The organism is Mesorhizobium sp. (assembly GCF_005063415.1).
Taxonomy (GTDB): domain Bacteria; phylum Pseudomonadota; class Alphaproteobacteria; order Rhizobiales; family Rhizobiaceae; genus Mesorhizobium.
In genome coordinates this window covers 1-11,583 of sequence record NZ_SUEG01000087.1, presented here as the reverse complement: position 1 = coordinate 11,583, position 11,583 = coordinate 1, and the positions used below count along the sequence as shown (strand labels likewise).

The following is an 11,583-nucleotide window of genomic DNA, read 5'->3' as shown; positions in this document are numbered from 1 at the left end:
GATGGCGTCGATGTATTTGGTGTCCGATTTGGTCGCGATGGTGAAGGATTTGCCGGAGCGTCCGGCGCGGCCGGTGCGGCCGATGCGGTGGACATAATCCTCGGCGTGGATCGGTACGTCGTAGTTGAAGACATGGCTGACGTCGGGAATGTCGAGGCCGCGCGCCGCGACGTCCGAAGCGACGAGGTAGCGCAGCTTGCCGTCACGGAAATTGGCCAGCATCTGCATGCGCGCGCGCTGGTCCATGTCGCCGTGCAGGGCGCCGGCGTCGAAATCATATTTCAGCAGCGAGCGGAACAGCTCCGACACCTCGACCTTGCGGTTGCAGAAGATGATGGCGTTCTTCAGTTCCGCATCCTCGGCCTTCATCAGATTGCGCAGCGTCTCGCGCTTGTCCCAGGGCTTTGGCCCGGATTTCACCAGCCGCTGGATGATGTTGGTGGCGGCCGATGCAGCCTTCGACACTTCGACGCGCACCGGTGCGTGCAGGAATTTCTCGGTGAGCTTGGTGATCTCCGGCGGCATCGTCGCTGAGAAGAACAGCGTCTGCCTGGTGAACGGGATCATCTCGCAGATACGCTCGATGTCGGGGATGAAGCCCATGTCGAGCATGCGGTCGGCCTCGTCGATGACGAGGATCTCGACGCCGTTGAGCAGGAGTTTGCCGCGCTCGCGATGGTCTAGCAGGCGGCCGGGGGTCGCGATCAGCACGTCGGCGCCGCGCTCGAGCTTCTTGTCCTGCTCGTCGAAGGACACGCCGCCGATCAGCAGCGCGATGTTGAGCTTGTGGTTCTTGCCGTATTTGACGAAGTTTTCCTCGACCTGCGCGGCGAGCTCGCGCGTCGGCTCGAGGATCAGCGTGCGCGGCATGCGGGCGCGGGCGCGGCCCTTTTCCAGCCGAGTGAGCATCGGCAGGACGAAGGACGCCGTCTTGCCGGTGCCGGTCTGGGCAATGCCCAGCACGTCCTTGCCGAGCAAGGCGTGCGGGATAGCACCAGCCTGGATCGGCGTCGGCTCGGTGTAGCCGGCATCGGTAACTGCGGAAAGGACCTTCGGCGACAGGCCGAGGTCTGCGAAGGTCAACGCTTCTTGAGCGATCTGGGTGTCTGAGGACAAGTTTGGCTGTCTTTGGCTGGTTCGGGGGCGCAACGTAAGCAGTCGCGGCAAGCGCCGCGCGCCTGCAAGATTGGTATTGCAGGTAGGCGCAAGCCCACGATTTGTCAACACAAACGGGCGGCATTGGCGCGATTGTGAAGTCGTAACCTTAATCGCGATGCTTAATTTGCGCAGTGGCTGCCGCGCCGGCTCAATACCTGAACTGTTCGGCGAGAATGCGCTCGTTCCACGAATGGTTGGGATCGAACAGCAGCGTCGCCGTTGCCGTCGGCGATTCCCTCACCGTGACCGTCGTCACCGCCTTGACCTCGGTGTGGTCGGCGGCGGCATTCACCGGCCGCTTTTCCGGCTCCAGAATGTCGAAACGCACGATCGCCTTGTTGGAGAGCAGCGCGCCGCGCCAGCGGCGCGGACGAAACGGGCTGACCGGGGTCAGCGCCAGCAGCGGAGCGTCGAGCGGCAGGATCGGCCCGTGCGCCGACAGATTATACGCGGTCGAGCCGGCCGGCGTCGCAATCATCACGCCGTCGCAGTGCAATTCCTCCAGCCGCTCTTGCCCATCCACGGTGATGCGGATCTTGGCGGTTTGGTAGGACTGGCGCCAAAGCGCGACCTCGTTGATCGCGAGCGCCGAAATCGTCTCGCCCTCGGCCGTCACCGCCTGCATCTCCAGCGGACGGATCGTTTCGGCAACGGCCGCCGCAATGCGCCCGGTCAAGCCGCTGGCGCGGTATTCGTTCATCAGAAAACCGATGGTGCCACGGTTCATGCCGTAGACCTTCTTTCCAGTGCTCATCGTCTCGCGCAGGGTCTGCAGCAGAAAGCCGTCGCCGCCGAGCGCCACGACGATCCCGGCCTCTTCGACGGATGCCTGGCCGTAACGTGCAGAAAGGCTTTCCAGCGCCGCATTGGCGTCGGCTGTACCGGATGAGACGAAGGCGAAACGGCTGGCGGTTTTGCTCATGGCTCTCAACGACAACCGATTGGCGACGACCGTTTGGCGGCCGATTGGCGGCGACCGGTTGCTGGGCCGCGCCAGCGCCGGGTTAGCATGGGTGGGCATTTCTGCAAAGGGAGGGAGGTGCCTTGAGTTGGCGGCCAAACAAGCCGCACTCGCGCATCATGTCGCGGGACAAAATGATGTGATGGTTAAGACTCGCCTTAAACTCTCGTAAAGCCATATCGATCATGTTAGCCGGCAGCGGACGGGCGGCGTGGGGCTAACCAGTCGAGGCCGATCTATTGCCGCTGGCACGCTTGATTATCGTCTTCCTGATGCTGGCAAGTTTTGCCCTGGCTTTCGCGGAACTGGTGCGCCAGTCGGAGGAAAAGAGCTTTAGGCCCCAGCCCACGGCTTCACGCTGCGGCGACGCGGCGGGGACACCCTGTCCGCAAAGGGCACTTTGACGCTACAGTGCTAGTCCTTATCGGGCCCGCAACAGATGGCAGCCGGCCTGGCGCTTTTGCGCGAGATACTCGTCGACAAGCTGGCGATAGCGGACTTTGCCGAAGCTCGCGAAATGGCCGCCATGCACGACCGAGACACCGAGATCGCGCATGCGCAGCAGCGTTTCGACATAGTCGTCGATATCGGAGTGATAGACATCGTCGATCAGCGGGCCGTCATAGACGATGTCGCCGGAAAACAGGATGCCCGTCCTGTTTTCGTAGAGCGCAATGCCGCCGGGTGAATGGCCGGGCGTGTGGATCACCTCGAAGGCACGGTCGCCGAGATCGACGATGTCGCCTTGTTCGAGCAACCGGCCGGCTGGTGCGGGCAGGATCCGGTAGCGCTTCGTGTCCCAGCCTTGCGGCATGCCGTCGAACATCTCATCAGTCGCATAGCGGTCGGCAACCGTCCATTCGTTGCGCGGGTCGGCGAGGATCTCGGCCTCGGCCGGGTGCACGCAGCGGTCGGGAAATTCATGATGACAGCCGATATGGTCGAAATGCGTGTGGCTGGCCACGCAGGTGAGCTTGCGCTCCGTCACCAGCGGCACGTGGTAGCGCAGGCTGAAATGGCCGAGGCCGGTGTCGAACAGAAGATCGCGGTCGCGGCCGCGCACGTGCCAGATGTTGCAGCGGAAGAATGGCTTGATCCACGGCTCGTGGATCAGCGTCACGCCATCGCCCATGCGGATGGTTTCGTACCAGTTAGCAGCATCGACGGTTGGAAGCGTGCTCATGTTCAGTCCGCAAGCAGGATGATGTCGCCAGCATCGCACGACACGGCGACCACGTCGCCCGGCTGGACGGCCGATGCGGCCGGGACCTTGGCGATGAAGTGCAGCGCCGGGTCGGTCGTGGAGGTCCCCAGCATACGCTTGAAGCTGCCCTGGAAGACAACGTCGCTCACCTTGGCCATGCCAAGTGCCACGCCGCCGCCGGCCGTGCCGAGGACAAGGTGCTCCGGTCGGACGGCCAGCGCAACGGTCGAGCCGGCCGGCAATGTGCCGGGCAGGGAGAGCGACCCAAGCTTCGTGGTGACGGTGATCTTGCCGCTCTTCGCCTCCGTCACCGTTCCCGCTATCAGCGTGCTTTCGCCCATGAAAGTCGCGGAAAAGCGCGTCGCCGGCCGTGCATAGACACGCTCGGGCGGTCCTTCGTCCTCGATGCGCCCGTCATTCATCACCACGCAATGGTCGGCCAGCGCCATCGCCTCTTCCTGGTCGTGGGTGACGTGGATGAAGGCGGTGCCGACTCGTTTCTGGATCGCCTTCAACTCGTCCTGCATCTGCCGGCGCAATTTCAGGTCGAGCGCGCCGAGCGGCTCGTCGAGCAACAGCACCGCCGGCTCGACCACCAGAGCGCGCGCCAGTGCGACGCGCTGCCGCTGACCACCGGAAAGCTGGTGCGGCTTCTTGTCGAAGGCGGTGGCGAGCCCAACCAGCGCCAGCGCCTCACGCGCCCTTGCTGCCCGGGTTGCGCCATCGACACCCTGCATGCGCAGCCCGAAGCCGACATTGCTGCCGACGCTCATATGCGGGAACAGCGCATAATCCTGGAACACGGTCGTCGTCGGCCGCTTCGCCGGTGGCACGGCGGTGCAGTCCTCGCCGCGGATCAGCACCTTGCCTTCGCTCGGCGTGACGAAGCCGCCGAGGATGGACAGAAGCGTCGTCTTGCCGGAGCCGGACGGCCCGAGCAGGATCGTGTAGCTGCCAGGCTCGATCGTCAGCGAGACGTTCTTCAGCACGGTGTGCTGGCCGAAGCGATGCGAGACAGAGCTTATATCCACCAGTGGCGCACTCATGCCGGCTTCCTCCGCAACAGCATCAGCTCGAACAATACCACCAGTACGATGGAAACGGCGAAGACCAGCGAGCCGACGGCGTTGGTCTTGGGATTGAGACCGGAGCGCAGCAGGTTCCAGATCTCGACCGGCAGCGTCGTGTCGAAGCGCGTCAACAGGAACGAGATGACGAATTCGTCCCAGGAGAAGGTCATCGACAGGAAGAAGCCGGCGAAGATGGCCGGCGCCATGACTGGCACCGTGATCAAAAGCAGCACCTTCCATTCGAGCGCGCCGAGGTCGCGCGCCGCGCGCTCGATATTGATCTGGTGGTCGCCCATCTGGCTGTAGACGATGGCAAAGCAGAGCGGCAGGTTGATCACCACATGACCGATGCCGGCGGCAGTGAGCGACTTCGGCACGCCGGCCCAATTGAACAGCACCAGCAGCCCCATGCCGATGATCAGATAGCTGACGGTCAAGGGCAAGGTGATCAGCCCGCGCATCAGGCCCGAGCCCGGCAAGGCGAAGCGCGCAAAACCCCAGGCGGAGAGAAAGCCCAACGTGACGGCGGCAGCCGAGGAGACGACCGCCACCAGCAGCGAATTGACCAGCGCCGAAGTGAGCCGCGTATCGGCGAGCACGGCCTCGTACCAGCGCAGCGACGGTCCGGTGAAGGGCGGGATCGGAAACGACGTTGCCTGCAGCGAAAACAGCACCAGCACCACCACCGGCAGGAAGATGAAGCCATAGATGGCGAGGGCATAAAGGCCGGAGACGACGCGGATGAAAGCGCGCATGGTCAGGCCCGCTCGATCTTCAGCCAGCGGGCGCAGGCGAGGTAGGCGATGGTGACAACCGCCATCAGGATGATCGACAGCGCCGAGGCGAGCGGAAAGTCGCCGCGCCGGCCGATCTGCATCATGACGAGCTGCGGCATCAACAGCTCGTTGTTGCCGCCGAGGATCTGCGGCGTGATGTAATCGCCGATGCACAGCACGAAGGTGAGGAAGGCGCCGACCATGATGCCAGGCAGCGTCAGCGGCAAAACGACATGCAGGAATGTCCGAACCGGCCCGGCGCCGAGGTCGGCGGCGGCCTTGCGGTAGCTTGGGCTGAGCTGCTTCAGATTGGCGAAGATCGTCAGCGTCAGCAGCATGACGAAGAAATGCACGAAGCCGGTGACGGTCGCTAGCCGCGTATTGGCGAGCTGCAGCGGTTCGCCGAACACGCCGGATCCGGTCAACGCGCGGTTGACGACGCCGTTCTGCGCCAGCACCAGCAGCCACGAATAGGAGCGCACGACATAGGAGGTCCAGAACGGCAGCACTGCCAGCATCAGCGCCAGCCGCTGCCAGCGCTCCGGCACCTGCTCGGCCAGGATCCAGGCAAAGGGATAGGCGAGCAGCACCGAAATCACAGTAACGATGGCGGTGACCTGCAGCGAGTTCACCATCGCCTGCCAGTAGGATGGATTGGCAAAGAACTGGCTGTAGTTGGACAGCGTGAAGCCGCCGGCTTCATGCGCCGTCAGGCTGGATACCGCCATGGCGACGAAGGGCAGCACGAAGAACAGCAACGTCCAGCCGAGCGCCGGCGTGACCAGCGCCCAGGGCAGGGCACGCTCACTCTTTGTGGCAGCGCTCACGACCGGTAGCCGGTCATTGCGCCTGCAGCATTTCGGTCCAGACGTCTTGCATCTTCTTGTCGAGATCGGCGTTCGGGGCCGGATAGGACTGCGCGCGGGCGAGGAATTCCGGCTGCTCGTCGAAGCGCAGGATCTTCTTCTGCTCGTCGCTCAACGCCGCCTTGCTGTTGGCCGGCATGCCCCAATAGCAGGACGAGGTCGCGAGCCGCGCCTGGCCTTCGGGGCTCATAATGTACTGGATGAATTTAAGCGCCAGCTCCTTGTTCTTGGAATCCTTGAACATTGCCAGCGACTGCGACCACAGCACAGCGCCTTCTTTCGGGATCGAGAAGTCCAGCGCCGGGTTTTCCTTGGCCAGCCCCGCCGTCACCCATTCGCCGCCGCCGACCAGTATGTCGACCTCGCCGGTCGCCAGCGCCGTCTGGCTGGCGGTCACTTCGCCGACCAGCTTGGCGTTGGCCTTCATTTTGAGCAGCTCTTCCTTGATGGCGGGGAGGTCGGCTTCGGTCAGCTCGGCGGTCTTCTTGCCGATCGCCAGTGCGGCCATGCCGATGACCGGCAGGTAATAATCGTAGATGGCGATCTTGCCCTTGTATTTGTCGCCGGTCAGCGCGGCAAGCGACTGCATGTCGGCCGGGTCGACCTTGGTCTTATTGTAGCCGATCGTGTTGTAGCCGAACTTTTCGGTGATGCCGTAACGCTTGCCGTTGACCACGGTGGAGCTATCCATCTTCACCTGCGGGAACAGGTCGGCCAGCGGCAGCTTGTCTTCCGGTAGCGGTTCGAACAGGCCCTTTTCGACGCCGCGCGGTATGTCGATGCTGTCGATCACCATCACGTCCCAGTCGCCGGGCTGCGACTGTTCGACGATGGCCAGGCCGGCGCCGGTGCCTTCGAACTCCTTGACATTGACCTTGACGCCGTTCGTTTCCTCGAACGGCTGCAACAGTGCTGGATCGGCGTGATCGCACCAGATCAGCGCGTTGAGATCCTGCGCCTGAGCGAGGCTGCCCGCCGCCAGCAGCAGTGCTGCCGCGGCACACGCGCCTTGGAGACGGCTCTTCAGAACGGAAAGCGGATTCCTGACGGTTGGATTGGGGGTCTTTGGATTGACGGACATCGAGTGTTCTCCCTTGCCTTTTTGGCTTGTAGCAAAAAATTGAACCAATTCTAAAATTGAGTCAATTCTGTTTTTGTGGCAAACAGCCGCTATGAGCGGATTGCGGGCAAGGCAGAAGGCGGATCGGCACCGCCGCATCATCGAGGCGGCGGCGGCGCTTTTCCGCGATGCCGGTTATGAAGGCGCCAAAATCGAGACCATCGCCGCGCAGGCCGAAGTCTCGGTCGGCACGATCTACAATTACTACCAGAACAAGGGCGACATCCTCGGCGCGATCGTTTCGATGGAGGTCAACGAGGTGCTCAATGCCGGGCGCGGTGTGGTGGCCAACCCGCCGGCAAATGTCGGCGACGCGCTGGACACGCTGCTCGGCATCTATATCGAGCATTCGCTGCATTATCTCAGCAAGGAGATGTGGCGACAGGCGATGGCGATCTCGACGCAACTGCCGGACAGCCCGTTCGGCCAGGCCTATACCGCGCTAGACCGCGCCCTGACCGAGCAGATCCGTGGGCTTATCGCCCGCTTGCAGGCGCTCGGCCTGGTGCGCCGCGACATCGACGGGCCGGCGCTCGGCGAACTCATCTTCAACAACATGAACATGATGTTCATCGAATTCGTGAAGCGCGAGGAGGCGAGGCTTGCTGAGCTGCGCACGGCGATACGGAGGCAGAACAGGATATTGGTGGCGGCGATAGGAGTGTAAGAAGATCAAGGGCGAGTAGGGCCTGCAACACAAATCGCCGCAGCCGGAGCATCGCCTAACGGTTGATCAGCCATAGAATGGCCGAGAGCACGATGCTGACCAGTATCCCCGTGGTGATGGGGACATAAAGCCTGAAGTTCTCACGCTCGATCACGATATCGCCGGGCAGCCTGCCAAGGCCGGTCCGGGCCAACCAAGGCCACAGCAGGCCTATGGCGACTATGCTGAGACCAACGACGATCAGAGTTCGCGACATGGCAGCATCCTGCCGGAAATAGCATCGTCCCAGAAATATAGCGCCTACGGGTCTGCAGGCAGCGCTTCCTCTCGATGTTGCCTCTTGAGTTGAGCTTGCAATCTGTTACAACCTAAAAGGGCATCAAGGGAGGGATTGGATGCAGATCTCCATCTGGCATTGGGCCATACTGCTGCTGCTGATCGGCGTGCCTGTTTTCTTTGCCGTTCGGTCAGCCGCAAGGCCATTACAGGATACTTCGGCTCTCGTAGGTTTCGGAGGCTGGCTTATGCTGCTGGCGATTGGACAGTGCTTGGCACCTTTCCGCACGCTGGCTGAGCTGTTCTCTTCGAGTGACGGCTACCGGCACCTCATGACGTTGCCAAATGGCGCCTTGGCGGCCTACGGCGAGATTGCCCTGTTGCTGGTGTTTCTGGTGCTTCAGGTGATCGTGTTCGTTGCAATGCTGCGGCGGAGTTCCCGCTTCAAGCAGCTGTTCCTGTATCAGTGGTTTGCAATACCAATCGTGTTTATTCTGGACACGGTGTGGATCTCAGCGGTTATGAGCGCTCCTGTGAGCCTGGTGCTTGCAGGGGGTGCGCCGGTAATGCCCGCAGTTTCTTTTGTACTGACCGGGATCTGGGTCGCCTATGTCTACAAGTCGGTCAGGGTGAGAAACACGTTCGACAGGGGCCGCGATATCCGGTCAGGTCGCGAGTGCTTCATAGAGCTTGCCGCGAGTGCTGTGTATGGCTGCCGACAAAAATGCCGGGCGCCCAGTATCGACCCGGATCACCCAGCCGTTAGGCCTGCTCGAGCGAGGATTTCAGGAGCCGGCGTGACATGCCCGTGCGGCTTGCAGTAGTCGGGGTCGATCGCGCGATAGCCGAGCAGATGGCCGAGTGGCGCCAGGATCCCCAGCGCCACTCGCTGAATCGAAGGTGGCGGGTGCGTGAAGACGATCACGTCGGCAAATTCCCTGGCGATGACTGCCGCCTGAAGCGACGAAGGTCTGCCTTTTCTGTCCACCTTGCCGGCATTGGCCAGGCCGAAGAGCATGCCAATCAGCAGCTCGAAGCGGTTCGGGTCGACATTGTCCGCACCTGGCGCCCGGTCGACTTCGACCAGCACATGCGCTTCTTCGGTTTTGCTGCTGTTCCACCAATCATGTGCGACGCCTGCTTCGACCGTGGCGGATTGGCCAAGCCCCAGGGATAAAGTCTTCCCGGCGATGCAAGCGTCGAGCCGGCCGCGGAGGACGGTAAACCGTTCCGTCAGGTTCGGGTGGAAGTGCTCGCCCACCACTGCGGCTCCCGGCCGGGCGGTCAGATGAGCGATGCCAGGTCCCTGGCCGCGGTCTTCGGTGCCACGCAGGATGACGGCATATTCGCCGGTCACCTTGTTCTCGTAGACATCTCCACAGCGTGACATAGGATCAGCTCGCGGGTTTCTGAGCACCAGTGTCGGGCAACTTTATCGTCAACGGATTGGTCGTTCAACGACGCTCGAACGGGCGATTGCGGAAACACCAGCCGCCGGCTCCTCGTCAACGCGGGCGATCGGCGCTCTACCGGACATGCTTAGGCGGGCGCGCTCGTGGAAACGGCACGACCGTTAGTGGCGCCTTGCGGAATTCCGCGATGGCTATTTCTTCAATCAGCGCGTCGAGGGCCTCGTTGACGCGTCGGCTCGTTTCATCCACGCCGCAGAGGCGGTTTTGTGCGCACTCCAAAAGCTCGCGCGCCGCGGCGAAATCACTTCGCATGACAACACCTTTGGTTTTTGGCCCGCCGCACGGGCATTGTCGGCGCGCTTAATTGAGCTAGTGCTAATATACACAGGAGCAATTGAATCGAATGCTGTTAAATGGCCCGGAGCCCGGAGAGAGGCCGAAATGACGGCCCTGTAAGCGCAAGACACAAATAGGCTAGGGATCTACTGGTATGAGACGCCAAAGCGCAATCTGATGTCACGTTAACCCGGTAAGTCACGCAAAATTTGTGGTTCGCCGAGGGGGGGACGGTCGGGAACGCGTGGGGCCTAATACGTTCTTGGGCGGCTTAGAAATTCTCGGGCGGCCGCAATCTGGCGCCGATGCTCGCGAAGGAATGCCGCGCCGAAGCAAATGGCGAAGGCCAGTACCGAAAGGCTTGTCGTTGCTCTTGCTGCAGGATCAGGGTCAGGACTTATCAGGAAACGGAACCCGAAGGCGAAGGCGAAGACGACAACGCCACCAAACATGCCGCTGACGAAGGGGGCGGTCGTGCGTCTCTGCTCCAACGAAGACTCCTAAGTTTTCCGCTAGGGAACTATGGTTTCCGCTAGGGAATATATGCGTTGAAGCTGATGTGCTACCGATCCTGACGGCCCCGGCCTGTGGATATCGGGGATGAGCAGATATCAAGCGCCCCGCAGGTCTCAAGAAGCCCGTACTGGTGCCCCCGGACGGGATCGAACCGCCGACCTTCGGTTTACAAAACCGCTGCTCTACCAGCTGAGCTACAAGGGCACGGCGCTCCGGTTAGCATATTTGCTGCGCCAGTAAAGACAAAACTCCGTTTTTCGGTTCCCCGCGAACGCGCCGGTTCTGCCGCCAGGGCGTCCTGAAAACGGCCAATTCGCTTCCTATATTGATCGAAGGTGCAATCGCATCAGCGAGGCAGTCGCATGATCAGGTTTGTCATCATTCTCCCGCTCGTCGTCGTGGCCTGGGTTCTCCTGGTGAAGCTCGTCAAGGATCTGAAGCGCGCCAATATCGACTGGACCGGCGTCACCACCATCATCGGCTTCATCGCGCTCGCCTTCTGGCTTCGCCATATCACCGGCATGGGCTGAGGCCTGCCGATTGTTCCGGTGAACTGTCGAACGGCGCGACCGTTCATGGTCGCGCGGCTGACAGCACCGGACCGGGCGATTTCCCCCGTCGAGAAAAAATCAAAAAAAGATCTTCGAACCTTTTTCCTTGTCGGGACGACTGATGGTCAAGAGGCGGTTGGATCGCCTCCCACAACAAGGAGATCGTCATGTTCAATCGCCCCATCGTTTCCGGCCTCGTCGCCACCACTGTCGCCGCCGCCATGCTGGTCGGCACGGTTCAGCCTTCGGCCGCCCATCACAAGCACAAGCACCTCGGCATCGGCATTGCCGCCGGTGTCGGCGGCTTCCTGCTCGGCAGCGCGCTGGCCCAGCCGCGCACCGTCTATATCGAGGAAGACGGCGGCTCCTCGCACGTCCGGCGCTGCCTCAACCGCTACCAGAGCTACGACCCGTACTCGGATACCTATGTCGGCTACGACGGTTATCGCCATCGCTGCCGGCTTTGAGAGCCACTATGCCAGCTTTGAGAGGAGGTGACCGTTTCAGGCAATCGGAAGAAGGGGCACCCCACTGCCCCTTTTTCTGTGCGTCTGGGCTCTTATTCGAATGGTCGACATACCTCATCATTTGCGAATGGGCGCCGTCGATGAAGCTGCCAATCTCCCCCCTTGCGGGGGAGATGCCCGGCAGGGCAGAGGGGGGTGCTGTC

Annotated in this window: 14 protein-coding genes and 1 tRNA gene; 4 read left to right on the top strand and 11 right to left on the bottom strand. The window is 62.0% G+C overall.

The genetic code is table 11. The annotated features are described in order from the left end of the window. The 7 genes from E5W70_RS21125 to E5W70_RS21095 all read right to left on the bottom strand — a co-directional run. Positions 1-1,116 (bottom strand): DEAD/DEAH box helicase (locus E5W70_RS21125; protein WP_292661898.1); only part of this gene is annotated, 1,116 nt, incomplete at its 3' end. A gap of 190 nt (positions 1,117-1,306) precedes the next feature. Further along, complete coding sequence (locus tag E5W70_RS21120) at positions 1,307-2,080, bottom strand: NAD kinase (RefSeq protein WP_023679915.1); 774 nt, start codon at positions 2,078-2,080, stop codon at positions 1,307-1,309. A 460-nt stretch (positions 2,081-2,540) separates the two neighbouring features. Continuing rightward, positions 2,541-3,302 (bottom strand): MBL fold metallo-hydrolase, encoded by a 762-nt coding sequence (locus tag E5W70_RS21115; protein ID WP_292661894.1) that lies wholly within the window; start codon positions 3,300-3,302, stop codon positions 2,541-2,543. A gap of 2 nt (positions 3,303-3,304) precedes the next feature. Further along, positions 3,305-4,369: an ABC transporter ATP-binding protein gene (locus E5W70_RS21110; RefSeq protein WP_292661890.1), complete on the bottom strand. Its 1,065-nt coding sequence runs from the start codon at positions 4,367-4,369 to the stop codon at positions 3,305-3,307. Then, complete coding sequence (locus E5W70_RS21105; RefSeq protein WP_292661886.1) at positions 4,366-5,148, bottom strand: ABC transporter permease; 783 nt, start codon at positions 5,146-5,148, stop codon at positions 4,366-4,368. Before E5W70_RS21105 ends, E5W70_RS21110 begins: the two co-directional genes overlap by 4 nt. 2 nt (positions 5,149-5,150) lie before the next feature. Beyond that, on the bottom strand, positions 5,151-5,996 hold the full coding sequence (locus E5W70_RS21100) for an ABC transporter permease (protein ID WP_292661884.1): 846 nt from the start codon (positions 5,994-5,996) through the stop codon (positions 5,151-5,153). Between the two features lie 13 nt (positions 5,997-6,009). Beyond that, complete coding sequence (locus E5W70_RS21095; protein WP_292661881.1) at positions 6,010-7,116, bottom strand: spermidine/putrescine ABC transporter substrate-binding protein; 1,107 nt, start codon at positions 7,114-7,116, stop codon at positions 6,010-6,012. A 91-nt stretch (positions 7,117-7,207) separates the two neighbouring features. On the opposite strand from E5W70_RS21095, the gene E5W70_RS21090 reads away from it, so the two are divergent. Further along, on the top strand, positions 7,208-7,822 hold the full coding sequence (locus E5W70_RS21090) for a TetR/AcrR family transcriptional regulator (protein WP_292661878.1): 615 nt from the start codon (positions 7,208-7,210) through the stop codon (positions 7,820-7,822). 55 nt (positions 7,823-7,877) lie between these two features. On the opposite strand, the gene E5W70_RS21085 is transcribed toward E5W70_RS21090, so the two are convergent. Next, positions 7,878-8,078, bottom strand: coding sequence for a DUF2905 domain-containing protein (locus tag E5W70_RS21085; protein WP_023679908.1), 201 nt, complete (start codon positions 8,076-8,078; stop codon positions 7,878-7,880). 139 nt (positions 8,079-8,217) lie between these two features. Between E5W70_RS21085 and E5W70_RS21080 the strand changes: the two genes are divergently transcribed. Continuing rightward, a complete protein-coding gene (locus E5W70_RS21080) occupies positions 8,218-8,922 on the top strand; it encodes a DUF2569 family protein (RefSeq protein WP_292661871.1) in 705 nt (234 codons plus the stop codon). Here the strand turns inward: E5W70_RS21080 and E5W70_RS21075 are convergent. From E5W70_RS21075 to E5W70_RS21065, 3 genes are all read right to left on the bottom strand, one after another. Then, positions 8,850-9,488 carry a cupin domain-containing protein gene (locus tag E5W70_RS21075; RefSeq protein WP_292661869.1) on the bottom strand — a complete coding sequence of 213 codons (639 nt, stop codon included), beginning with the start codon at positions 9,486-9,488 and terminating at the stop codon, positions 8,850-8,852. The genes E5W70_RS21080 and E5W70_RS21075 overlap by 73 nt on opposite strands. Before the next feature lie 136 nt (positions 9,489-9,624). Further along, positions 9,625-9,822, bottom strand: a complete 198-nt coding sequence (locus E5W70_RS21070) for a hypothetical protein (RefSeq protein WP_292661866.1) — start codon at positions 9,820-9,822, stop codon at positions 9,625-9,627. 668 nt (positions 9,823-10,490) lie between these two features. Beyond that, positions 10,491-10,566, bottom strand: a tRNA-Thr gene (locus E5W70_RS21065). 158 nt (positions 10,567-10,724) lie between these two features. Here E5W70_RS21065 and E5W70_RS21060 point away from each other — a divergent pair. Further along, positions 10,725-10,892: a hypothetical protein gene (locus tag E5W70_RS21060; protein WP_292661863.1), complete on the top strand. Its 168-nt coding sequence runs from the start codon at positions 10,725-10,727 to the stop codon at positions 10,890-10,892. Positions 10,893-11,080: 188 nt separating this feature from the next. Then, positions 11,081-11,380 carry a BA14K family protein gene (locus E5W70_RS21055; RefSeq protein ID WP_292661860.1) on the top strand — a complete coding sequence of 100 codons (300 nt, stop codon included), beginning with the start codon at positions 11,081-11,083 and terminating at the stop codon, positions 11,378-11,380. The last annotated feature ends 203 nt before the right edge of the window (positions 11,381-11,583 follow it).

Bases quoted from the DNA above. Each gene is read 5' to 3' on its own strand.
- E5W70_RS21120 (WP_023679915.1), bottom strand. From the start codon at position 2,080: ATGAGCAAAACCGCCAGCCGTTTCGCCTTCGTCTCATCCGGTACAGCC.
- E5W70_RS21115 (WP_292661894.1), bottom strand. From the start codon at position 3,302: ATGAGCACGCTTCCAACCGTCGATGCTGCTAACTGGTACGAAACCATC.
- E5W70_RS21110 (WP_292661890.1), bottom strand. From the start codon at position 4,369: ATGAGTGCGCCACTGGTGGATATAAGCTCTGTCTCGCATCGCTTCGGC.
- E5W70_RS21105 (WP_292661886.1), bottom strand. From the start codon at position 5,148: ATGCGCGCTTTCATCCGCGTCGTCTCCGGCCTTTATGCCCTCGCCATC.
- E5W70_RS21095 (WP_292661881.1), bottom strand. From the start codon at position 7,116: ATGTCCGTCAATCCAAAGACCCCCAATCCAACCGTCAGGAATCCGCTT.
- E5W70_RS21090 (WP_292661878.1), top strand. From the start codon at position 7,208: ATGAGCGGATTGCGGGCAAGGCAGAAGGCGGATCGGCACCGCCGCATC.
- E5W70_RS21085 (WP_023679908.1), bottom strand. From the start codon at position 8,078: ATGTCGCGAACTCTGATCGTCGTTGGTCTCAGCATAGTCGCCATAGGC.
- E5W70_RS21080 (WP_292661871.1), top strand. From the start codon at position 8,218: ATGCAGATCTCCATCTGGCATTGGGCCATACTGCTGCTGCTGATCGGC.
- E5W70_RS21075 (WP_292661869.1), bottom strand. From the start codon at position 9,488: ATGTCACGCTGTGGAGATGTCTACGAGAACAAGGTGACCGGCGAATAT.
- E5W70_RS21070 (WP_292661866.1), bottom strand. From the start codon at position 9,822: ATGCGAAGTGATTTCGCCGCGGCGCGCGAGCTTTTGGAGTGCGCACAA.
- E5W70_RS21060 (WP_292661863.1), top strand. From the start codon at position 10,725: ATGATCAGGTTTGTCATCATTCTCCCGCTCGTCGTCGTGGCCTGGGTT.
- E5W70_RS21055 (WP_292661860.1), top strand. From the start codon at position 11,081: ATGTTCAATCGCCCCATCGTTTCCGGCCTCGTCGCCACCACTGTCGCC.